This window comes from Streptomyces sp. NPDC001709, from assembly GCF_053596375.1.
The window spans coordinates 171,284-193,586 of sequence record NZ_JBSFGB010000006.1 but is presented as its reverse complement, the minus strand read 5'-3'; the positions used below and the strand labels follow the sequence as shown (position 1 = coordinate 193,586).

Genomic DNA, 22,303 nt, shown 5'->3' with positions numbered 1-22,303 from the left:
GGTAGCTTCCCGGTGGCTCAGTCCACCACGTGCCGCCCCTCGGGGCGGGCGCTGCACGAGGCGCGGAACGCACAGTGCGTGCAGTGCTGGCCGGTGCTCGGCGCGAACCGCTCGTCGAGGACCTTGCCCGCGGCGGTGGCCAGCAGTTCGCCGACCCACTCCCCCGACAGCGGCTCCTGGGGCTGCACCTTGGGCAGGCCGTCGCCTCCGTCGCGCTTGGCGGCGCCCTGTCTGAGGTGCACCAGTTCGGCACCGCCGGGTTCGGGGCGCACGCCGTCGAAGGCCTCGTCGACGGCGCCCTCGTGGACGGCGAGCTGGTAGACGGCGAGCTGGGGATGGCGGGCCACGTCGGCGGCGCTGGGTGCCTGCTTGCCGGTCTTGAAGTCCACCACGTAGGCGCGGCCCTCGCCGTCCGCCTCCACACGGTCCATCTGGCCGCGGATGCGGACCTGGTAGTCACCCACGTCGAGGGTGACATCGAAGTCCTGCTCGCTCGCCACCGGAGTGCGCCCGGCGCGGTCCAGCACGTGCCAGTTCAGCAGGCGTTCGAGCGCCACGCGCGCGTTGTCCTTCTCCTGCTGCGACTTCCAGGGCGCGTCGAAGGCGAGCGCGTTCCACACCGAGTCCAGGCGTTCCATCAGGACGTCGAGGTCGGCCGGGGTGCGGCCGGAGGCGACCTCGTCGGCGAGGACGTGCACGACGTTGCCGAAGCCCTGTGCGGTGGTGGCCGGGGCGTCGGCCTTGACCTCGCGGCCCAGGAACCACTGGAGCGCGCAGGTGTTGGCGAGCTGGTCGAGGGCGCTGCCGGAGAGCACCACCGGCCGGTCCCGGTGGCGCAGCGGCACCTTGCTCTCGGTCGGGTCGTACATGCCCCACCAGCGGTAGGGGTGCGCGGACGGCACCAGCGGCCGGCCGTCCTCGTCGGCCAGTGCGGCCAGCCGGGCCAGCCGGCGGGCGGCGGCCTCCCGCAGGGCGGCGGACGCGCGCGGGTCGACCGTGGTGGCGCGCAGTTCGGCGACGAGCGCGGCCACGGACAGCGGGCGGCGGGGGCGGCCGGTGACGTCCCGGGGCTCGACGCCGAGTTCGGTCAGGAAGCGGGACGGCTGGTCGCCGTCGTCGGCCGGTGCCTTCACGGCGGTGACGACCAGGCGTTCACGCGCGCGCGTGGCGGCGACGTAGAACAGCCGGCGTTCCTCGGCGAGCAGCGCGCCCGGGGGGAGCGGTTCGGCGAGTCCGTCCCGGCCGATGCGGTCGGCCTCCAGGAGGGAGCCGCGGCGGCGCAGGTCGGGCCACAGGCCCTCCTGGACACCGGCGACGACGACCAGCCGCCATTCCAGGCCCTTGGCGCGGTGCGCGGTCATCAGGCGGACGGCGTCGGGGCGTACCGCGCGGCGGGCGAGTGTGTCGGCGGCGATGTCCTCGGCCTCGACCTCCTCCAGGAAGTTCAGGGCGCCGCGACCTCCGGTGCGCTCCTCCGCGCGCGCGGCGGTGGCGAACAGCGCACACACGGCGTCCAGGTCCCGGTCGGCGTTGCGGCCGGCCGCGCCACCGCGCCGGGCGGCCCGCTCCAGGCGCGCGGGCCAGGGCGTGCCCTCCCACAGGTCCCACAGCGCCTCCTCGGCCGTACCGCCGCCCGCGAGGCGTTCGCGGGCCTTGCGGAGCAGCGCGCCGAGGCGCTGCGCCCCGCGCGCGTACGCCGGGTCGTGCACGGCGAGGCGCTCGGGTTCGGCGAGCGCCCGTGCGAGCAGTACGTCGGAGGGGGGCGGCAGCGGATTGCCGGCAGCCCGCTCCTCGTCGCGCAGGGCACGTCCGAGGCGGCGCAGGTCGGCCGGGTCCATGCCGGCGAGGGGGGAGGCGAGGAGGGTGAGCGCGGTCTCGGTGTCGAGCCAGGAGACGGCGTCCGCCGTCTGCCGCACGGCGTCTTCGGCGCCGGTGTCGGCTGCTTCGGCCCCGGCTTCCTGGGCCTTCGTCGCTTCCGCGTCGGCGGGTGGCTCGCCCTCCCCCGCCGCGTTCTCCCCGTGGTTCCGGGTCTCCGCCGTGGCCACCGCGCGCAGGGCCGTCAGCAGGGGGGCCACTGCCGGCTCGTGGCGCAGGGGCAGGTCGTCGCCGTCGATGTCCAGCGGGACGCCCGCCGTGGTGAGGGCGCGGCGGATGGTCGGCAGGGTGCGGGATCCGGCCCGGACCAGGACGGCCATGTCGCTCCACGCGACGCCGTCCTCCAGGTGCGCGCGGCGCAGGATGTCCGCGATGTTGTCCAGTTCTGTACCTGGTGTCGGGTACGTGTAGACCTCGACACGGCCCCCGTCCCGTACGGCGGCGGGCTCGCGGTGGGCGCGGACCTTGGCGGCGGGCAGCCGGGGCAGCGGCATGCGCTGGGTGATCAGGCGCGTGGCGGCCAGCAGGGCGGCGCCCGAGCGGCGGGAGGTGCGCAGCACCTCGACGGGGGCGGGGCGGCCGTCCACGCGCGGGAAGGCCGCCGGGAAGTCGAGGATGCCGTTCACGTCGGCGCCCCGGAAGGCGTAGATCGACTGGTCGGGGTCGCCGAAGGCGACCAGGGTTCGTCCGCCGCCGGCCAGCGCGTGCAGGAGCCGTACCTGGGCGGGGTCGGTGTCCTGGTACTCGTCGACGTACACGGCGTCGTACTGGGCGGCGAGCCGTGCGGCGGTCTCGGGGCGGCGGGCGAGCAGGACCGCGCGGTGGACCAGTTCCGCGTAGTCGATCACGCCCTGCAGATCGAGCACGTCCAGGTACTCGGCGAGGAACGCGGCGGCGGCGCGCCAGTCGGGGCGGCCGATACGGCGGGCGAAGGCGTCCAGCGCGCCGGGAGCAAGGCCCAGCTCGCGGGTGCGGGCGAGGACCGCGCGGACCTCGTCGGCGAAGCCGCGCGTGGTCAGGCAGGCGCGCAGTTCGTCGGGCCAGCGCACATGGGTGAGCCCGAGGCGTTCCAGCTCGGGCTGCCCGGCGAGCAGCTCGCGGACGGTGACGTCCTGCTCGGGTCCGGAGAGCAGGCGCAGCGGCTCGGTGAACCGGCCGCTGTCCTGGTGGGCGCGCACCAGCGCGTAGCAGTACGAGTGGAACGTGGTCGCTTGGGGCGCGCGGGCGGCGCCGATACGCCGGGCCATGCGGTCGCGCAGGTCGACGGCGGCCTTGCGGCTGAACGTGAGCACCAGGATGCGCTCGGGGTCGGCGCCCCGGGCGATCCGAGCGGCCACGGACTCGACGAGGGTGGTGGTCTTGCCGGTGCCGGGACCGGCAAGGACGAGGAGGGGTCCGCTCCGGTGGTCAACCACGGCGCGCTGTGCCGCGTCCAGACGAGGGGGGTCCACGGTGGCCGGCGGGGTACGGACCAGTCGGTAAGCGCCACGGCCCCCCTGCCGCACCTGGTGGTGCGGCAGACGCCTGGTGGAGGAAGAGGAGCTCACGTGATCGGCCGGTCCTGGTGGTTGTGCTGGCGGGCGGGCGGTCACGCGTGCGAGGCGGTGGCCGCGGGGTGAGGGGGACGCGTGCAGCCGACGCTACGCCGCCGCACCGGACAGAAGCAGGGCTTCCGCTTCTTCCCTCGTGGCGCTCACGCCACGTGCGTCCCACATCCCACGAACGTACGTCATGCCACGGATGTCCCCCACGTCACCCAAACGGGCCACGGGCTCTCGCCGACGCCATCCGATGGCGGAAGCTGTCAGGTGTGACCCCCTGCGCCCGCCCCGCCGTCCCATCGGGCCCGCCGCATGTCGAGCCGCGGCAGATGGCCCTCGGCGCTCCTGGCCGCCTCCTTCAGCGGCGTGCCCTCAGTGCGGTAGTGGGCGAGCGCACGCAGTTCATGGCCGGGCAGGAGCACCCCGTCGGCCCGTACGACACGCCACCACGGGACGGCGCCGCCGTAGAGGGACATCACCCGGCCGACCTGGCGCGGTCCCCCGTCCTCGAGCCACTCGGCGACATCCCCGTACGTCATGACGCGCCCCGGCGGAATCCGCTCGGCCACGTCGAGAACCCGCTCGGCGTACTCCGGCAGGGCGTCCCCGTACTCCTCGCGGGTGTCCTCGGCAGGGCTCTGCTCGCTCATTCGTCCCATCCTGCCGCACCCCACCGACAAAGCCGCGCGGAGCACGAGGAACGGCCCTCTCGCCCCCGGACGGCGCTTCCGGCAGACTGTGCGCCCGCGCATCCGCACCCTGATGCCCGCGTGTGTCGGTGGGGCATGCCACCATCGTGCGGGCGGTGACTGGTGATACGAGACCAAGAAGAGACCATGAATCAGCAGGGCGTGCACCCCGAAGGCGCGGCGGGCACCCCTGACGCCGCCGCACGCCCCGACGCCACCGGCGGCGCGGGCAGGGCCGGCGGCGCGCAGCAGAAGAGCACCGGTCCGCCCACGGACGACGGCACGCGTGCGCGGGACAACGAAGCCGGCGCTCCCACCGACGACGGCACGCGCGCGCGTGGGGGCGACAACGACGACACCGAGGGGGCGCACGTCCCGGAGAACACGCCCCCCGACCACGGTCCGGGCGCAGACGACGATCCGCACGCCGAGGCCGTGGAGGGCGACGAACCGCTGCTCCCCGCGCGCGTACACCGACCCTCCGACCTCATGCGGCTCCTGGTGGGCGTGCTCGCCATCGTGGTGCTGCTCGCGATCGCCGCGTTCGCGCACGGCACCACCTCGGGCCTCGAACAGGACATCAACAAGGGCACCGGGCAGGCCCCCGACCTGCTCATCAAGATCGCGGGGCTGGTGTCCAGCATCGCGATCCTGCTGGTGCCGGTCGCCTTCGCGATCGAACGGCTGATCAAACGCGACGGGCTGCGCATCGCCGACGGCGTCCTCGCGGCCGTCCTGGCCCACGGAGTGACCCTCGCGACCGACCTGTGGGTCGCGCGGGCCGCCCCCGGCTCGATCCAGGAGGCGCTCACCCAGCCCTCGCCGGGCGACATCCACGCACTGACCGACCCCGTGCACGGCTATCTGGCACCCGTCATCGCCTATATGACGGCCGTGGGCATGTCCCGCAGACCCCGATGGCGTGCGGTGCTGTGGATGGTGCTGCTGCTGGACGCGTTCTCGATGCTGGTCACCGGCTACACGACCCCGTTCTCGATCATCCTGACGGTGCTGATCGGCTGGACGATCGCCTACGGCACGCTGTACGCGGTCGGCTCCCCCAACGTCCGCCCCACCGGGCAGACCCTGATGGCGGGCCTGCGGCACGTCGGCTTCCACCCCGTCAGCGCGGGCCGCGAGGAGGCCGTGGAGACGGAGAACGGCGACCGCGGCCGGCGCTACTTCGTCACCCTGGAGGACGGCCCGCCGCTGGACGTCACGGTCGTGGACCGGGAACAGCAGGCCCAGGGCTTCTTCTACCGGGCGTGGCGCAATCTCACCCTGCGCGGCTTCGCCACCCGCTCCAGCCTCCAGTCGCTGCGCCAGGCGCTGGAACAGGAGGCACTGCTGGCGTACGCGGCGATCGCGGCCGGCGCCAACGCGCCCAAGCTGATCGCCACCTCCGAACTGGGCCCGGACGCCGTGATGCTCGTCTACGAGCACACCGGCGGACGCACGCTGGACTCGCTGGCCGACGAGGAGATCACCGACGAGCTGCTGCGCAACACCTGGCACCAGGTGCAGGCGCTGCAGTCGCGGCGCATCGCACACCGCAGACTGGCAGGTGACGCGATTCTGGTGGATCGTTCCGGCAGGGTGATCCTCACCGAGCTGCGCGGCGGCGAGATCGCGGCCGGCGAGCTGCTGCTGCGCATGGACGTGGCCCAGCTGGTCACAACGCTCGGCCTGCGGGTGGGCGCCGAACGGGCGGTGGCCTCAGCGGTCGGCGTGCTCGGCCCCGACGCGGTCGCCGACTGCCTGCCGATGCTGCAGCCGATCGCGCTGACGCGCTCCACGCGCGCGACGCTGCGCCGACTGGCCCGGGAGCGCGCCCAGCGCGAACGGGAGGCGGTCCTGGAGGCGTCCCGGCAGGCCAAGGCGGCCCGCCTGGACGAGGCGTCCGAGACGAGCCGCCCCGCCCTGGAGAAGCCCGACAAGAAGACCGTCCGGGCCGAGGAGCGCGCGGAGCGGCGGGCCATCGACGAAGCCCTCGAAGAGGCCCGCGAGGAGGATCTGCTCACCCAGATCCGGCACCAGGTGCTACGGATCAGGCCGCAGGCCCCCGTGGAGCCGGCCCGGCTGGAGCGGGTCCGGCCGCGCACGCTGATCAGCTTCATCGCGGGCGCGATCGGCGCGTACTACCTGCTGACGCAGCTCACCCACATCGAGTTCGGCACGCTGTTCGCGCAGGCCCAGTGGGGCTGGGTGGCCGCCGCGGTGCTGTTCTCCGCACTCAGCTACGTCGCCGCGTCGATGGCGCTGCTGGGGTTCGTGCCCGAGCGAGTGTCGTTCCCGAGGGCGGTGGCCGCGCAGGTCGCCGGGTCGTTCGTGAAGATCGTGGCGCCGGCCGCGGTCGGCGGTGTCGCCCTCAACACGCGCTTCCTCCAGCGCGCCGGCGTGCGCCCGGGGCTCGCGGTGGCGAGCGTCGGCGCCTCGCAGCTGTTCGGGCTCGGCGCCCACATCCTGATGCTGCTGTCCTTCGGCTATCTCACCGGCACCGAGAAGACACCGTCGCTGTCGCCGTCCCGGACGGTCATCGCGGGTCTGCTGACCGTGGCCGTGCTGGTGCTCGTGGTGACCTCGGTGCCATTCCTGCGGAAATTCGTCGTCACGCGCGTGAGGTCACTGTTCGCCGGTGTCGTCCCGCGCATGCTCGATGTGCTCCAGCGGCCGCAGAAACTCATCACCGGTATCGGCGGCATGCTGCTGCTGACGGCCTGCTTCGTGATGTGCCTGGACGCTTCGGTCCGGGCGTTCGGCGACGGCTCGGTCTCGCTCAGCCTCGCCAGCGTCGCCGTCGTCTTCCTCGCCGGCAACGCGCTCGGGTCCGCGGCGCCCACCCCGGGCGGCGTGGGCGCGGTGGAGGCGAGCCTCACGCTCGGTCTGATCGCCTTCGGTCTGCCCAAGGAGGTCGCTGCCCCGGCCGTCCTGCTGTACCGCCTGCTGACGCTGTGGCTGCCGGTGCTGCCGGGCTGGCTCGCGTTCAACCACCTCACCCGCAAGGGAGCCTTGTAAGGGCACGGGGGTGCGCGTACCTCGTACGGCCCGTGCCCCGCGCGCACCGGCGTGCGCGCCCCCAGGATGGGGAACATGGCGAATCCCTCCCGGCTGCGCGCTACCGCTCTGACCACCACCGCCGTGCTGCTGTCCGCCGTGCTGGCCGGATGCGGTGACGGCGCCAAGGACGGCGACCTCGCGGCGCAGAACCTGGACTGGAAGGACTGCCCCGCTCCGTCCCAGGCGGAGGGCGGTGGCAGCGCACCCTCGCCGCTGCCGGGCGGCGGCACCTGGCAGTGCGCCACCATGAAGGCGCCCATGGACTGGGGCAACCCGAAGGGCGACACCATCGGCATCGCCCTGATCCGCGCCAGGGCCAGCGGCCCCGCGAGCAAGCGGATCGGCTCGCTCGTGTTCAACTTCGGCGGCCCCGGCGGCAGCGGCGTCAGCACGCTGCCCGCGTTCGCCGAGGACTACGCCGCCCTGCGCACCCGCTACGACCTGGTCAGCTTCGACCCACGCGGGGTCGGCCGCAGCGCACCGGTGAAGTGCGAGAGCGACTCCCAGCTGGACGTGTACTTCCAGCAGGACGCGACCCCCGACGACAGCACCGAGCGCACCCAACTCCTGAACCGGACCAAGCAGTTCAACGCGGCCTGCGAGAAGAACTCCAAGAAGATCCTGCCGCACGTGGCCACCACGGACGCGGCCCGCGACATGGACCTGATCCGCCAGGTCCTCGGCGACGAAAAGCTGCACTACTTCGGCATCTCCTACGGCACCCAACTCGGCGGCGTGTACGCCCATCTGTTCCCGGGGAACGTCGGCCGGGCCGTGCTCGACGCCGTCGTGGACCCCACGCAGGACCCCGAACAGAGCGCGCTGGGACAGGCCAAGGGCTTCCAGCTCGCGCTGGACAACTTCGCCGAGGACTGCGCCTCGAAGACCTCGGAATGCCCCGTCGGCAGCACCCCGCAGGACGTCAAGAACCGCATCGCGAAACTGCTGAACGACCTGGAGAAGAAGCCGATCCCCGGCATCGCGCCGCGTGAGCTCACCCAGACCGCCGCGATCAACGGCATCGCACAGTCCCTGTACTCGAAGGATTTCTGGGAGTACCTGACCGAGGGTCTTGAGCAGGCGTACGCGGGCGACGGCAAGATCCTCATGCTGCTGTCCGACTCGATGAACGGCCGCAGCGAGAACGGCGAGTACAGCAACATCACGGCGGCGAACATCGCCATCAACTGCGCCGACGAGAAGCCGCGGTACACCGTCGACTACGTCCAGCGGAAACTGCCCGAATTCCGAGCCGTCTCGCCGCTGTTCGGGGACTACCTGGCCTGGGGCATGCTCAGCTGTACCGACTGGCCCGTGGCGGGCGCCGCCGATCATCCCGACGTCAGCGCGCCCGGCTCGGCGCCCATCCTCGTCGTCGGCAACACCGGCGATCCGGCCACGCCGTACGAGGGCGCGAAGAAGATGGTGGACGCGCTCGGCAAGGGCGTCGCCGTCGAGCTGACGTACAAGGGCCAGGGACACGGTGCGTACGACAGCAAGAACCGGTGCGTGCAGAGCGCGGTGAACGGCTATCTGCTGGACGGGGCGGAACCGAAGGCCGGCGCGGTCTGCTCCTGAAACACCCCGAAGCCGCGAAGAAACCGCTGGTCAGAGCGTTATCCACAGGCCATCACGGGCTGGACCGGGAGTGCCTACCATGGCCTGAACGCCCGGCGCGGCACGACGCGAAGGGCCTGTGAGGGGGTGCGTATGAGGCGATTCCTGCGCTGGACGGCCGCTGTGGCCGCGGCGCTTGTGGTGGCCGGCTGCGGCGGCTCGTCGGGCGGGGACGACAACGGCAAGGGAAAAGGGCACGAGGGCAACGAGAGCAAGGGGACGAGCACGGCTCCCGCACCGGCTCCGGCGACGGACCTGCCCGCCTCCCTCACCTCCCAGCACCTCGACTGGCACCGCTGCAAGGCCACGGGGGACTCCCCCGCGCCGAGCGGCGACTGGCGGTGCGCAACGCTCACGGTCCCGCTGAACTGGTCCGAACCCGAAGGTGCGACGATCGGTCTCGCGCTGATCCGCTCACCGGCGACCGGCGGGCACCGCATCGGCTCGCTGCTGTTCAACTTCGGCGGCCCCGGCGGCTCGGGCGTGTCGATGATGCCGTACTACGCGGACACCGTCTCGACACTCCATGATCGCTACGACCTGGTGAGCTGGGACCCGCGCGGGGTCGGTGCCAGCGAGGGCGTCCGCTGCCGCGGCGACCGGCAGATCGAGGCCGCCGAGGACGTGGACGCCACACCGGACACCCCACAGGAGGAGAAGGCGTACCTCCAGGACGCCGCCGACTTCGGCAAGGGCTGCCAGAAGGCCGCAGGCACACTGCTGTCCCATGTGTCCACCACCGACAGCGCGCGCGACATGGACCTGATGCGCCAGGTCCTCGGCGACACGCGGATGCACTACTTCGGCATCTCCTACGGCACCGAACTCGGCGGTGTGTACGCCCACTTGTTCCCGAAGCGGGTGGGCCGGATGATCCTCGACGCGGTGGTCGACCCGACCGCGGACACGGTGGGCCATGCCGAGAACCAGACCCGCGGCTTCCAGCGGGCGCTGGACGACTATCTGAGGTCCACCGGCCAGGACCCCGCACAGGGAACCCGGAAGATCGCGGCCCTGCTGAAGCGGATCGACACCCGGCCGCTGCCGGCCGAGTCCGGGCGGAAGCTGACCGAGACCCTCGCGGTCACCGGGATCGTCCTGCCGCTGTACAGCGAGTCGAGCTGGCCACGGCTGACCAGCGCGCTCAACTCGGCGGAGCAGGGCGACGGTTCACCGCTGCTGGCCCTCGCGGACGACTACAACGAGCGGGACTCCTCGGGGCACTACGGCACGACGTCCCACGCCCAGCGGGTCATATCGTGTCTGGACGAGAAGGAGCGGCCGACGCTCGCCGAGACGAAGAGGCGGCTGGCGGAGTTCGAGCGGATCTCGCCGGTGTTCGGGGACTTCCTGGGCTGGGACACGGCCGGCTGGTGCCACGACTGGCCGGTGCCGGGCCAGTTCGACACCCCGCAGGTCAGCGCGCCGGGAGCGGCACCGATCCTGCTCGTCGGCAACACCGGCGACCCGGCGACGCCGTACGAGGGCGCGCGCAGAATGGCCGACGGGCTGGGCAAGGGGGTCGGCGTCGAACTCACCTGGAAGGGCGAGGGACATGGGGCGTACGGCAACGGCAGCGACTGCGTCGACTCGACGGTGAACGCCTACCTGGTGAACGGGACGGTGCCGAAGGACGGCAAGGTCTGCTCCTGACATGTCATCCGCGTCCAGGCCGTCCTCGAGGGCTCGATCCACCGCCCCGAGGGTGAGAGTCGCCAGGGCCTGCTTCTGGCGCGACGCCCCAGCCCCTCTCCTAAACCGGTGATCACCTGTCGGGTGTGCCGGTAGCGAGTCGGGGGTTCTCCAGGCGTAGCACGAGTGCACGTAGGGCACGGAGTTCGGCGTCCAGGGCCTGCGCACCTTCGCGGGTGAGGGCAACCCATGTTCGGGGGCGTCGACCGGCGTAGCCCTTTTCCACGGTGATCATTCCGGACTCCTCCAGCACCTTCAGGTGCCGGGAGAGATTTCCGTCGGTGACGGCCAGTTGCTTCTTCAGGAAGCCGAACTCGACCCGGTCGGCTTCGCGGGCAACTGTGAGGACGCCGAGCCGCACACGCTGGTGGACGGTGTCATCCAGCGCCTGGGTCGGATGCAGTCCCTCTTGGTTGCCCGGCGCAGCGGTCGAGCCTTCGACGCTCATGAGAGGACCGTACCCTCACCTGCGGCATCGGGCGCGGCCCGGCGGCGGACCGCCGTCCACTCGCACAGACCGGCGAGGAGCAGGATGGCGGCGAGCAGAAAGGCCTTGGTTTGCGGTCCGTCGGCCCAGCCGGGGTGGGCGGGGTGTTGCCAGGGGAGCCATCCGCTGCCCCAGGAGGCTCCCAGGTACCCCGTGAGCAGAAGGGCGTGAGCGGTGCCGGCTGCTGCGGCGATCCAACTGCGTTCGGCCAAGCCGAGGGCGAGGAGTCCGATGCCGACCAGGTACCACGGGGAGGCATAACTGTTCTCCAGCAGTACGGCCTCCCATGGCTGGTCCTTGCCGAACAGCAGCGCCAACAGGGCTGCCGTGATCGCTGTGGTGGCTGCGATGGTCACGCGGACCCACATGCCACGTCGGGGGACGATGCCCCGGACCTCGCCACGCAGCCGGTACCAGCGGGCGAAGACGAACCATGCGAGGGGGAGGAGCGCGAACCACACGCCCCAGGCCGTGAAACGCAGTACGGCGCCGTCGAACTCGCCCTTCAGGCAGGGGGTTCCCGGTTCGTGGACGACGCACAGGCCGCTCAGCTCGGCGTAGGCGAAGGCTGGATAGGACGCGATGTCGCGCCCGTGGGCTCCGAAGTTGAAGGCGTACCGGGCGATCGGGACAGCCGCCAGTGCGAGGAGTCCGAAGCCAAGGAGAGGAGTCCAAGCGCCGTTCGTCTGCGTGCGGGTCCTGGTCCGGAGGCCTTCCGTCGCGGCCAACAAGGCGGCCGCGGTCGCCCTCGGCTCCGATTCCGCGCCGCTCGGTGCGGATGTTCCCATCTATCCCCCTTGTGATTGGCGCTTCAGTAGCGCTCGTGAGCAGACCGCCGGGCGGTCGCCCACCGGGGTAACTTTGCACTACAAAGTACATGGCAATCAAGAGCAACGACAGAAGCCCACGGCGTCTGAGCTGGTCAGAGCCGTGGGCTTCTTATCGCTCGCTGGTCAGCGAGGCCGCTGTCAGTAGACGGGCTTGTGCGGTTCGACCTGGTTGACCCAGCCGATGACGCCGCCGCCGACGTGGACGGCGTCTGCGAAGCCCGCGGACTTCAGGACGGCGAGGACTTCCGCACTGCGGACACCCGTCTTGCAATGCAGGACGATCTTCTTGTCCTGCGGGAGGGTTTCCAGGGCGGCGCCCATGAGGAACTCGTTCTTCGGGATCAGCCTGGCGCCCGGGATGGAGACGATCTCGTACTCGTTCGGCTCGCGGACGTCGATGATCTCGATGTTCTCGCCCTCGTCGATCCACTCCTTGAGCTGCTTCGGAGTGATCGTGGAGTCGGCGGCCGCCGCCTGGGCCTCCTCGGACACGACGCCGCAGAAGGCCTCGTAGTCGATGAGCTCGGTGACGGTCGGGTTCTCGCCGCAGACCGCGCAGTTCGGGTCCTTGCGGACCTTGACCTGGCGGTACTGCATCTCCAGGGCGTCGTAGATCATCAGGCGGCCGACCAGCGGCTCGCCGATGCCCGCGAGGAGCTTGATGGCCTCGTTGACCTGGATGGAGCCGATGGACGCGCACAGCACGCCCAGGACGCCGCCCTCGGCGCAGGAGGGGACCATGCCGGGGGGCGGGGGCTCCGGGTAGAGGCAGCGGTAGCAGGGGCCGTGCTCGGACCAGAAGACGGATGCCTGGCCGTCGAAGCGGTAGATCGAACCCCAGACGTACGGCTTGTTCAGCAGCACGCAGGCGTCGTTGACCAGGTACCGGGTGGCGAAGTTGTCCGTGCCGTCGACGATCAGGTCGTACTGGCTGAAGATGTCCATCACGTTCTCGGCCTCGAGCCGCTCTTCGTGAAGGACCACGTCCACGTACGGGTTGATGCCCTTGACGGTGTCACGGGCGGACTCGGCCTTGGAGCGGCCGATGTCGGACTGGCTGTGGATGATCTGGCGCTGCAGGTTCGACTCGTCGACCTCGTCGAACTCCACGATGCCGAGGGTGCCCACACCGGCGGCGGCCAGGTACATCAGCGCCGGCGAGCCCAGTCCGCCGGCGCCCACGCAGAGCACCTTGGCGTTCTTCAGCCGCTTCTGCCCGTCCATCCCGACGTCGGGGATGATCAGGTGGCGGGAGTACCTGCGGACCTCGTCTACGGTGAGCTCAGGAGCTGGCTCGACCAGGGGTGGCAGCGACACGGGGACTCCGTTGGTCGGTCAATCACTACAATTGTTCTCCCCGTAACACTGCCACGGCCTTCTTCATTCCGAGACACCTGTTCCGATACGCGAGACGATTTCGTCCCAGTAGCCGGGCATCGTCTCCCAGGGGTCGGCGCGGCCGCGGCGGTCCGTGTGGTCGGTGAAGTAGATCGTCGCGGCCCCCTGCCAGCGGGCGATGCGCAGCGCCTCCTCCAGGTGGCCGCGGGGCACGCTGTGCACGAAGTGGCAGAAGCGGTCGGGCGGATAGTCCGCGGTCCACTCGGCGACCTGCGACCAGCGGTAGTCGGACCAGGCGCCGGCGAAGGTCACCAGCTGGTCGGCGTGCTCCGCGTACCCGGGGTGCGGGTGGCTGCCGTGGCCGAGGACGATGTGGGCGGTGTCACTGATCGCCCGGAGTGTGGTGACCGCACGGCGGACCTCGGGGAGCTCGGTGCGGTCGGTGGGGCAGCGGTCCAGCAGGAAGCCGTCGACCCGGTACCAGTCGAGGTGGCGGTGGGCGTCGGAGAGCAGATCGCCGAAGGGGCGGGCGCCGTGGGTGAGGTCCAGATGGCCGAGGACCGGGACGCCGGCGCCGCGCAGCCTCCCCGCGGCCTCCAGACAGTGCGGGTCCGGACGGGTACCGGGGCCCGCGGCCACGTTCAGGACCACCCAGTCCAGTGGGGTGCCCGGGCGGGCGAGTTCGGCCCACTGGGCGGGGGCGACGAGCGGGTGGGCGTAGCCGGGTACGCCGAGGGCGGTGCGCAGGCCGGTGCTCGTGGCGCCTGCGGTCGTGCTGGTCAGATGCGGCATGCCGCCTCCATCCAGATGTCGGCCAGGGATTCTTCGAGGTTGATGCGGGGCCGCCAGCCGAGCCGGTCGCGCGCGGTGCGCACGTCGGCCTGCTGCCAGCTGCCGCAGCCGTCCGGGTACGGGTACGCCACCGGGGCCATGTGGTCGGAGTCGGCGCGGGGATGGCCGATGGCGCTGCGCAGCGGGCCGGGCGGGGCGTCGAGTTCGTGCAGGGCACCGCCGTATCCGGCCACGCGCGCGAGGACGGCGGCGGCGTCGCGGAGCCGGACGGCGCGGCCGGAGCCGATGTTGATGACGCCCTGCGCGGCGGAGAGGGAGGCGGCGTGCACGGCGCGGGCGACGTCGCGTACGTCGACGAAGTCGCGCTGCACGCCGAGGCCGCCGAGCTTGAGCTCGCCGTCGCCGGACTGCATCGCGCGCCGCATCGCCTCGGCGAGCCGGCCCAGCGGGGAGCCGGCCGGGGTGCCGGGGCCGGCCGGTGAGAAGACGCGCAGCACGACGGCGTCCAGGCCGGAGCCGAGAACCAGTTCGGTCGCGGCGAGCTTGCTCACTCCGTACGGACCGCCGGGGCGGGGTACGGCGTCCTCGGCGGTGGAGGAGCCGGGCTGGCTCGGCCCGTACTCGGAGCTGCACCCGATCTGCACCAGACGGGCACCGCAGCCGCTGCGGCGCAGGGCTTCGCAGACGGTGGCGACGGCCACGGTGTTGTGCCGGGTGAGTTCGCGGGCGCCGCCCCGGATGGCTCCGGCGCAGTTGACGACGACCCCGGGGTGCACCGCGTCGAGGAAGCGGGTGAGGGCGCCGGGACTGCCGCTGGCGAGGTCGAAACGGACGTCGGCGTCGTCGCCGCGGCCGAGCGCGGTGAGCTGGACGGCCGGGTCGGCGAGCAGGCGGTCGGCGACGAAACGGCCGATGTATCCGTTGGCTCCGATCAGCAGGACCCTCATCGGGCGGCTCCCGGGGTGTGCGCGACGGCGTGACCGGCGGGGCCGGTGGGACAGGAGGGCGCATGGGGCCAAGAGGGCGCATCGGGCCAGGAGGGCGTGCCGGGGCCGCCCGCTCTTTCGGTGCCGGCGGATCCGGTGATTCCCTGGACCCCGGCTCCGGCGGTCCCGGCGGCTCCTGGGCCTGCCGCTGCGGCAGCTACGGACGCGCCGGCGGTTCCGGGGGCTCCGGACGCTCCGAGTCGGGAGGTGGTCATCTGGCTTCTCCTTCAAACAAAAGGGGTGGTGCGGCCGCCTTCGGCGGTGGTTCGGGCCGGTGGCGGAAGGTTCACTCGGGGACTCCCGTGGGCGCGTGCGCCGAGGCCCGGGTGAGGGTGCGGCCGGCGTGGAGCAGCAGGGCCAGCGCAGCGGTGCCGCAGGCGAGGGCCGGGACGGCGGCCTCCCCCCAGGCGTTCACGAGGGTGCGGACGGGGACCGCCAGGACGGCGCAGCCGGGCAGTCTCGCGGCCAGCGGCAGGGCGAGGGCCACCGTCTCCGTGGCCGCCGCGGCACCGAGCGCCACGGCGGGGGCGTGCCGGTGGTGGTGCACGGTGAGCAGGCGGGCGAGCAGCAGCAGGGCGCCCAGGGCGAGGGTCTGCGGGTAGGCCGCGGGTGCGTGCAGGACGGTGCCGCACACCAGGAGCAGTGCGGTCAGCGCGCCCAGGAACAGGGCGAACGTGCCGAGCAGCAACGGCCTGGCGGCGGCCGTGAAGTCCTCCAGGCCCCGGCTGCCGGCAAGCCTGCGGCGGGCGCCCGCGCCGAGCAGGTGGGCGCACCAGGCCGCCGGGGCGCAGGCCAGGGCGAGGGCCAGGGCGGGCGCGGTGGCGGTGGGCCAGGGGCCGTCCGGGGCGCCGGTCGGCAGGGCGCCGGGGCCGCCCGTCACGACGGCACTGAGGAGACCGTCGCCGAGGAGGGCGTACCCGAGCAGCCAGAGCGTCCACGCGCGCGTGCCGTTTCCGGTGCGCCAGGCGTGTGTGCCGGGCGGGCCGGCGAGGGGGCTGCGGCGCAGTGCGGCACGCGTGGCGAGCGCGACGGCCAGGATGCCGGCGACGGCAACCAGGAGGCGGGGGTTTCCGTGGATGAGGCGCAGCCCGGCGGCGGTGGCCGCGCCGAGGGCACCGGGCAGCAGGGTGAGCAGGACCCACTCCGCGCGGACGCGGGGTACGGGCAGGGGCTGGGTCTTCGGGCCTTGCTCACCATCGCGCGGCACGCGCGCGTACAGCTCCTCGGCGAGCGAGAAGACGTCGCGGTGGCGGAAGCGGGCGGCGGTCCGGTCGGTGACACCGTGCGCCTCCAGCCCGGCGGCGATCTCCAACGGGTCCACGGCCCGCTCGCACAGCTCACGGTGCCGGTGCAGCAGGGCCTTGACGGGGTCGGCGGCTCCCCGCCGGGGTACGGCGCCGCGCCGCTTCCCCGGCTCCTGGCTGCCCGACTTCCCGTTGCCGGACCGCGAGTTGGCCATCGGCACGGACGAGCCCGCGCGACCCGCGCGATCCCCGCGCCCTGCACGATCCGACGAGGTCCCGTCGGCCCAGGCCGCCTCACCGCTCCCGTCTCCCCCGAGCCAGGCTCCCGACCGCGAGTCCCACGGCTCGGCACCGCTGGGCCTCCCGGGCCGGTCCAGCCCGCCCAACGCACTCGCCAACCGACCCCCGTCACCGGAAGCCCCTGACACACCATCAGCCGACCGCGCCCCCTCCGGCTCGTCCGCCGCCCCGCCACCGGGTGCGCCAAGGTCTCCCCATGCGCGCAGCGCACCCAGCGCACCCAGTGCGCCCCCTTCGCTCAACTCGCCCACCCCACCTTCGGTGTCTCCGTCAAGGCGGTCGTCGTCCTGTACGGCCATCACGCCCCCTCGGCAGCGGCCAGCGGCGTGGCACGTACCGGTGTGCCCGTGGCCCAGCCGGGGACGCCCAGGGGGAGCACACGGGCCGTGGGGCCGGTCCAGCGACCGGGGACGTGGGACTCGGCGGGGGTGGCGAACGGCAGGGGCTCGCCGGCCGCGTCGAGGACGACCCTGCGGACGGGACAGTGCGAAACGATCTGCAGGTAAATGCCGTGAAATGCCGCGATGTTCTGCTCGACGGTGAACAGTTCGAGCGCCCGGGCGCGCGCGGCGGCGCCGAGGCGCTCCCGGCGCTCGGGGTCGCGCAGCAGCGCCACGCACGCCTCGGCGAGCGCCCGCGGATTGCGCGGCGGCACGACGAGCCCCGTGCCGCCGATGACCTCCACCACCGCGCCCACGTCGGTGGACACCGTGGCCCGGCCGCAGAACATGGCCTCGACGAGGCCGATGGGGAGGCCCTCGACGACGCTGGAGAGGACGACGACGGCGCCTGCGGCATACGCCTCGGGGAGCGTCGGGGCCTCCGGGCTGCCGATCTCCTCGAAGGAGACCGGGTTGTCGCCGACGGCGTGCGCGCCCTCCGCCTCGTCGGGGAAGAGCTGCGCGGCGAGCGCCCGGCAGTGGCCGAGGTAGGCCGCGCCCTCGGGTCCGCAGGGCGCGCCGACGATCCTGAGGCGCGCCTTGGGCTGCTCCTTGCGCACCTCGGCGAAGGCGTGCAGCAGCGAGATCAGGTCCTTGGCGGGTTCGACGCGGCCGACCCAGACCAGCGTGTCCGGGTCGGCGCGGTCCGAGGCCTCGCCGACCTCCGCGAAGCGGGTGGCGTCCATGCCCGGGTGGACCGTGCGGATCCTGGCCCGGTCGGCGCCGCACCGTTCCTGCCAGCGGCGGGCGTGGGCGTTGCCGGGGGTGAGGATCTCGGCGCGCCGGTAGACCTCGGCGGCGAGCCGGCTGTGGAAGGCGCCGAGCAGCGCGCGTACGGCGGGGGCGGCGGTGTCGGGGCCGAGGGTCAGGTAGTGGGCGCGGAGCTGCACGCCGTACTCGGTGACGAGCAGCGGTACGCCGCAGAAGTGCCGGGCGAGCAGCCCGGGGAGGGCGGCGGAGCCTCCGGCGGCGGCATGGCAGAGGTCGGCCGCGCCGAGGCCGTCGTCGCCGTACCAGTCGAGGGAGAGGGGGCGCAGGCCGCGTTCGAGGTGCGCGGCGACGGTGAGCAGATCGGGTACGCGCGCCTCGCGCGCCGTGCGCAGCGCGCCGGGGGCGCGGCAGGCGCGCTCCAGGGTGCGTACGGCGGCGTCCGAGCGCAGGGCGCCGGCCAGTGGGCCCTTGTCGCGGGCGAGTTCGGCGAGTCCGTACAGGGCACTGCCGAAACGGTCCGGCAGATCGGCGGCCCCGCCCTCGGAGGGGGCGTCGGCGGCGGTCCCGGCGCACAACGCCCCGACCAGTTCGCCGTAGTGCTCGGTGAAGCGCCGGCGCGTGCGCCGTCCGAGGGCGGCCCCGTCGTCCTCGGGCGTCCACAGCGGCGCCGTACGCACCCGGCCGACGTGCGGCGGGAGCGCGACCCAGCCGTCGTCCTCCTGGTGTCGGCTGCGGCTGAGCGCGTAGATGTCGAACTCGTGCTGCTCGAGCCCGCGCACGAGCCGGTCGCACCAGAGTCCGGCGTCACCGCTCACATACGGGTAGCCACCCTCCGTAAGCAGTCCGATGCGCACGTGTGCACCCCCGATCTCCCGTCCGGTGAGCCGCCGTTGTCCCGGCGGTTCGCAGCGGGACGAACGTAAGCGGACAAGGCGGTGGCGCGACGGACGGTTGTCCATCGCGCCACCAAAAGGGGTGAACGGTCGTAACTTTCGCGTGCGGGTCGCGTTCCGTCGCGGTATGGGTTCAGAGCGTCATCACTCAAGCGCGAAACGTTACGCCACGGCGGGTTCACGCCGGGCCGCACGCCGCCGGGCCGCAAGCTCCGGGTCGAGCGCGGGTACGGCGGCCAGGAGCTGCTCGGTGTACGGCTCGCGGGGGCTGTCGTACACCTCGTCGGCCGGCCCGTACTCGACGATCCGGCCCCGGCGCATCACCGCCACCCGGTCGCTGACCTGCCGTACGACGGCGAGGTCGTGCGCGATGAAGACCAGCGCGAGGCCGAGTTCCCGCTGGAGTTCGCCCAGCAGCTCGATCACCTGGGCCTGCGTGGTGACGTCGAGCGCGGAGACCGGCTCGTCGCAGACGATGACGCGCGGTTCGGCGGCGAGCGCGCGGGCGATGCCGATGCGCTGGCGCTGGCCGCCGCTGAACTCGTGCGGGTAGCGGTCGTAGTGCGCCCTGTCGAGCCCCACGCGCTCCAGCAGTTCCACCACGCGCCCCCGGATGCGTTCCTCGTCGCTCCCCCGCTCTCGGCTGCGCTCGCGCGGGGCGATCCCCATGCCACGCGCGCGTAGCGGGTCGGCGACGGACTCGCCCACGCTGCGGCGGGGGTTGAGGGAGGAGACGGGGTCCTGGAAGACCATCTGGACGGCCGGGTTCACCGTGGTGTGCGGGCAGCCCTCGTAACGGATCGCGCCGGCGGTCGGCTCCAGCAGCCCTACCAGCATCCGGCCGAGCGTGGTCTTGCCGCTGCCGCTCTCGCCGACGACGCCGAGGGTCTCGCCGCGGCGGACGGTCAGCGAGACGTCGTCCACGGCCGCGAACGTCCGTCGGCCGCGCCCGAACTCGCGCCGCACCCCGGTGGCCTCCAGCACGACCTCGTCGGAGGCCTGGGAGCCGGTGCGGCGGGCGTCCACGCGCGGGACGGCGTCGAGGAGTTCGCGGGTGTACGCCTCGGCGGGCGCCGCGAGGACCGTGCCGACCGGGCCGCGCTCGACGGCCCTGCCGTGCCGCATGACGAGGATGTCGTCCACGCTCTCGGCGGCGACGCCCACGTCATGGGTGACGAGCAGCAGACCCATGCCGGTCTCCTCGCGCAGCGTGTGCAGCAGGTCGAGGATCTGGGCCTGGACGGTGACGTCGAGGGCGGTGGTCGGCTCGTCGGCGATCAGCAGGTCGGGCTCGCAGGCGAGGGCCATGGCGACGAGGGCGCGCTGGCGCATGCCGCCGCTGAACTCGTGCGGGCGGGACCGGGACCGTCGCAGTGCGTCCGGAATTCCAACCCGCTCAAGCACCTGCAGGGCACGCGCGCGTGCGGTACGACGCGACACGCGCGTGTGCACGCGGTAGACCTCGGCGATCTGGTCGCCGATCGCGTAGTACGGGTCCAGTGAGGACAGCGGGTCCTGGAAGACCATGGCGGCCTTGGCGCCGCGCAGCCGCCGCAACTCCTCGTCCGTGGCCTCCTGTACGTCCGTGCCGGCCACCCGGACCGAGCCGGTGACCCGGGCTCCCGTGCCCCGGTGCAGGCCCAGCAGGGCGCCCGCGACCGTGGACTTGCCGGAGCCGGACTCGCCGACGAGGGCCAGCGCGGCGCCCTTCGCCAGGCTGAAGGAGAGTCCGTCGACGGCCCGCAGCGAGCCGAACTCGACGCTCAGGTCCGTGACTTCCACCAGGCTCATGCGAGCACCACCCGTCGGTCGGCCACCGCGTACAGGACGTCCGCGACGGCATTGGCGAGGACCACGAAGAAGCCGATGACCAGGACCATGCCGACGACCACCGGAAGGTCGACGACCTTCACCGCGTGCACCAGTTCCTGGCCGATGCCGGGCAGGCCGAACAGGGTCTCGGTGAGGACGGCGCCGCCGACGGCCGAGCCGAAGGTGACCGCGTTCAGCGCGATCACGGAGGCCGTCGCACCGCGCAGCGCGTGCCGTGCGATCACCGCGCGCTCGCCGACACCGTAGGCGCGGAACGTACGGATGTGGTCCTCGGCCAGCGTCTCCAGCATCGACGCCCGGGTCAGCCGTGCGAAGTTGGCCGATTCGACGAGGGCGAGGGAGAGCCAGGGAAGCAGGAGGTTCCAGGCCCACTGTTCGGGGTCGTCGGTGAAGTTCACGTACTGCGGGAAGGGCAGCAGCTGGAGTTCGCCGCAGACGACGACCATCAGCACCAGGCCGATGACGAAGACGGGGGTGGCGACGCCCGCGAGGGTGACCGCGGTCAGGACACGCTCGCTGAACCGGCCGCGCCGCCAGGCGGACAGCACGCCGGTGCCGACGCCCAGCAGCAGCCAGATCACCATGGCACCGAGCACCAGCGAGAAGCTCACCGGCAGCTTGGTCAGGATGATGTCGGTGACCTGCTGGTCGGTCTGGTACGACTGGCCGAGGCAGGGCGCCGAGCAGTGCTCGACGGACGTTCCGGTGGAGAAGTCCTGGCCGACGAAGAGACCCTGCAGGAAGTGCCAGTAGCGCACGTACAGCGGGTCGCCGAGGTGCAGTTGCCGGGCCACCTGGTGGACCTGTTCCGGCGAGCAGCGCGGGCCGCAGGTGATCTGGGCGACGTTGCCGGGGGTGACGTAGAAGACGACGTAGATGATCACCGAGAGGATGAACAGGGTGACCACGGCGCCGATGACGCGGCGCAGGACGAAGCCGCTGAGGCCCCTCATGCCCGGTCCTCCTTCTTCGGTACGGCCGTCTCCGCGCGGGCCTCACGCTTGCGGCCGGTGCCGATGCGCAGGCGGGAGGCCGCGCGCGGGTCGAGGGCGACGCGGACTCCGTCGCCGAGGACCGTCATCGCGAACACGGTCACGAACAGGGCGCCGGCGGGCAGCAGCAGGTACTGCGGGGCCGCCTGGTACCAGACGTCGGCGGAGGTCAGCATCTGTCCCCAGGAAGGCGTCGGCGGCTTCACGCCGACACCGAGGAAGGACAGGGCCGCCTCGCCGCTGATGTTCGTCGGGACCAGCAGGGCCGCGTACGTGATGACCGGAGCGGCGAGCCCCGGGAGCAGTTCGCGTACGGCGATCCGCCAGGTGCCCCAGCCGCTGAGCCGGGCCGCGGCGACATAGTCGAGGTTCTTGAGGGTGAGGGTCTGGGCGCGCACCATCTTCGCGGTCGTGCTCCAGCCGGAGACCAGGGCGATGACGAGGGCGACGAGCACGGGGCGGGGGAAGCTGTTCGGGACGACGGCGAGCAGCGCGAGCGCCATGATCATCAGCGGCATCGAGACGAAGATGTCGGTGATGCGGCTCAGGATCAGATCGACCCAGCGGTTGCCCAGACCGGCGGCCACGCCCATGACGAGGCCAAGGAGCACCTGTACCACCGTCGCCGCCAGCGCGACCCCCAGCGACACCCGCGCCCCGTAGACCAGCCGGGCGAACAGGTCGCGTCCGGTCTGCGGTTCGACGCCCAGCCAGTGGTCGGCACCGATGCCGCCGAAGGAGCCGATGGGCACGCCCCCGCGCGCGGAGTCGATCAGGGACGGGTGGTACGTGCTGGGGTCCTGGCCCTCCAGCGCGGTGAGCAGCGGCGCGGCGAGCGCGATCAGGACGAGCAGCGCGACGACGGCCGCGGCGACCAGGGCGGCGCGCTGCGTGCGCAGCCGCCGCCAGAACTGACGTGCCCCCGATGCCGCCGGGACGGACGACTCCGTCCCGGCGGCCTCGACGGCGACAAGTGCCTCGCTCAC

The 22,303-nt window shown here is 72.6% G+C and carries 15 protein-coding genes; 3 read left to right on the top strand and 12 right to left on the bottom strand.

Going from position 1 to position 22,303, the window contains the following annotated elements; all coding sequences use genetic code 11:
• Positions 1–17: 17 nt before the first annotated feature.
• Together ACWC0C_RS11690 and ACWC0C_RS11685 are read right to left on the bottom strand one after the other, a co-directional pair.
• On the bottom strand, positions 18–3,422 hold the full coding sequence (locus ACWC0C_RS11690) for an ATP-dependent helicase (RefSeq protein WP_450863443.1): 3,405 nt from the start codon (positions 3,420–3,422) through the stop codon (positions 18–20).
• Positions 3,423–3,679: 257 nt separating this feature from the next.
• Positions 3,680–4,066 carry an MGMT family protein gene (locus ACWC0C_RS11685; RefSeq protein ID WP_450863441.1) on the bottom strand — a complete coding sequence of 129 codons (387 nt, stop codon included), beginning with the start codon at positions 4,064–4,066 and terminating at the stop codon, positions 3,680–3,682.
• Positions 4,067–4,252: 186 nt separating this feature from the next.
• Between ACWC0C_RS11685 and ACWC0C_RS11680 the strand changes: the two genes are divergently transcribed.
• The 3 genes from ACWC0C_RS11680 to ACWC0C_RS11670 all read left to right on the top strand — a co-directional run bounded on the left by ACWC0C_RS11680 (position 4,253) and on the right by ACWC0C_RS11670 (position 10,432).
• Entirely contained in the window at positions 4,253–7,120 is a 2,868-nt protein-coding gene (locus ACWC0C_RS11680) for a lysylphosphatidylglycerol synthase domain-containing protein (RefSeq protein WP_450863439.1), read from the top strand.
• A gap of 75 nt (positions 7,121–7,195) precedes the next feature.
• Complete coding sequence (locus ACWC0C_RS11675; protein ID WP_450863438.1) at positions 7,196–8,740, top strand: alpha/beta hydrolase; 1,545 nt, start codon at positions 7,196–7,198, stop codon at positions 8,738–8,740.
• A 132-nt stretch (positions 8,741–8,872) separates the two neighbouring features.
• Positions 8,873–10,432, top strand: coding sequence for an alpha/beta hydrolase (locus tag ACWC0C_RS11670; protein ID WP_450863436.1), 1,560 nt, complete (start codon positions 8,873–8,875; stop codon positions 10,430–10,432).
• Positions 10,433–10,544: 112 nt separating this feature from the next.
• Here ACWC0C_RS11670 and ACWC0C_RS11665 read toward each other — a convergent pair whose 3' ends face one another.
• From ACWC0C_RS11665 to ACWC0C_RS11620, 10 genes are all read right to left on the bottom strand, one after another.
• Positions 10,545–10,919, bottom strand: a complete 375-nt coding sequence (locus ACWC0C_RS11665) for a winged helix-turn-helix domain-containing protein (RefSeq protein ID WP_450863435.1) — start codon at positions 10,917–10,919, stop codon at positions 10,545–10,547.
• Entirely contained in the window at positions 10,916–11,746 is an 831-nt protein-coding gene (locus ACWC0C_RS11660; RefSeq protein WP_450863433.1) for a hypothetical protein, read from the bottom strand. Before ACWC0C_RS11660 ends, ACWC0C_RS11665 begins: the two co-directional genes overlap by 4 nt.
• A gap of 180 nt (positions 11,747–11,926) precedes the next feature.
• The gene (gene moeZ, locus ACWC0C_RS11655; protein WP_450863431.1) at positions 11,927–13,105 is read right to left on the bottom strand and encodes an adenylyltransferase/sulfurtransferase MoeZ; all 1,179 of its coding nucleotides are present in this window, start codon (positions 13,103–13,105) and stop codon (positions 11,927–11,929) included.
• 63 nt (positions 13,106–13,168) lie between these two features.
• Positions 13,169–13,918, bottom strand: a complete 750-nt coding sequence (locus ACWC0C_RS11650; protein ID WP_450863429.1) for a spherulation-specific family 4 protein — start codon at positions 13,916–13,918, stop codon at positions 13,169–13,171.
• Positions 13,906–14,865, bottom strand: a complete 960-nt coding sequence (locus tag ACWC0C_RS11645) for an NAD-dependent epimerase/dehydratase family protein (protein WP_449200647.1) — start codon at positions 14,863–14,865, stop codon at positions 13,906–13,908. The genes ACWC0C_RS11650 and ACWC0C_RS11645 overlap by 13 nt, the downstream gene beginning before the upstream one ends.
• 325 nt (positions 14,866–15,190) lie before the next feature.
• Positions 15,191–16,363 (bottom strand): hypothetical protein, encoded by a 1,173-nt coding sequence (locus ACWC0C_RS11640; RefSeq protein WP_450863427.1) that lies wholly within the window; start codon positions 16,361–16,363, stop codon positions 15,191–15,193.
• Positions 16,364–16,746: 383 nt separating this feature from the next.
• A complete protein-coding gene (locus ACWC0C_RS11635; protein ID WP_450863425.1) occupies positions 16,747–18,453 on the bottom strand; it encodes a DUF3492 domain-containing protein in 1,707 nt (568 codons plus the stop codon).
• Between the two features lie 201 nt (positions 18,454–18,654).
• Entirely contained in the window at positions 18,655–20,283 is a 1,629-nt protein-coding gene (locus ACWC0C_RS11630) for a dipeptide ABC transporter ATP-binding protein (RefSeq protein WP_450863423.1), read from the bottom strand.
• Entirely contained in the window at positions 20,280–21,278 is a 999-nt protein-coding gene (locus ACWC0C_RS11625; protein ID WP_450863422.1) for an ABC transporter permease, read from the bottom strand. The genes ACWC0C_RS11630 and ACWC0C_RS11625 overlap by 4 nt, the downstream gene beginning before the upstream one ends.
• A complete protein-coding gene (locus ACWC0C_RS11620) occupies positions 21,275–22,303 on the bottom strand; it encodes an ABC transporter permease (protein ID WP_450863420.1) in 1,029 nt (342 codons plus the stop codon). The genes ACWC0C_RS11625 and ACWC0C_RS11620 overlap by 4 nt, the downstream gene beginning before the upstream one ends.

Bases quoted from the DNA above. Each gene is read 5' to 3' on its own strand.
- ACWC0C_RS11685 (WP_450863441.1), bottom strand. From the start codon at position 4,066: ATGAGCGAGCAGAGCCCTGCCGAGGACACCCGCGAGGAGTACGGGGAC.
- ACWC0C_RS11680 (WP_450863439.1), top strand. From the start codon at position 4,253: ATGAATCAGCAGGGCGTGCACCCCGAAGGCGCGGCGGGCACCCCTGAC.
- ACWC0C_RS11675 (WP_450863438.1), top strand. From the start codon at position 7,196: ATGGCGAATCCCTCCCGGCTGCGCGCTACCGCTCTGACCACCACCGCC.
- ACWC0C_RS11670 (WP_450863436.1), top strand. From the start codon at position 8,873: ATGAGGCGATTCCTGCGCTGGACGGCCGCTGTGGCCGCGGCGCTTGTG.
- ACWC0C_RS11665 (WP_450863435.1), bottom strand. From the start codon at position 10,919: ATGAGCGTCGAAGGCTCGACCGCTGCGCCGGGCAACCAAGAGGGACTG.
- ACWC0C_RS11660 (WP_450863433.1), bottom strand. From the start codon at position 11,746: ATGGGAACATCCGCACCGAGCGGCGCGGAATCGGAGCCGAGGGCGACC.
- ACWC0C_RS11650 (WP_450863429.1), bottom strand. From the start codon at position 13,918: ATGCCGCATCTGACCAGCACGACCGCAGGCGCCACGAGCACCGGCCTG.
- ACWC0C_RS11645 (WP_449200647.1), bottom strand. From the start codon at position 14,865: ATGAGGGTCCTGCTGATCGGAGCCAACGGATACATCGGCCGTTTCGTC.
- ACWC0C_RS11640 (WP_450863427.1), bottom strand. From the start codon at position 16,363: ATGGCCAACTCGCGGTCCGGCAACGGGAAGTCGGGCAGCCAGGAGCCG.
- ACWC0C_RS11630 (WP_450863423.1), bottom strand. From the start codon at position 20,283: ATGAGCCTGGTGGAAGTCACGGACCTGAGCGTCGAGTTCGGCTCGCTG.
- ACWC0C_RS11625 (WP_450863422.1), bottom strand. From the start codon at position 21,278: ATGAGGGGCCTCAGCGGCTTCGTCCTGCGCCGCGTCATCGGCGCCGTG.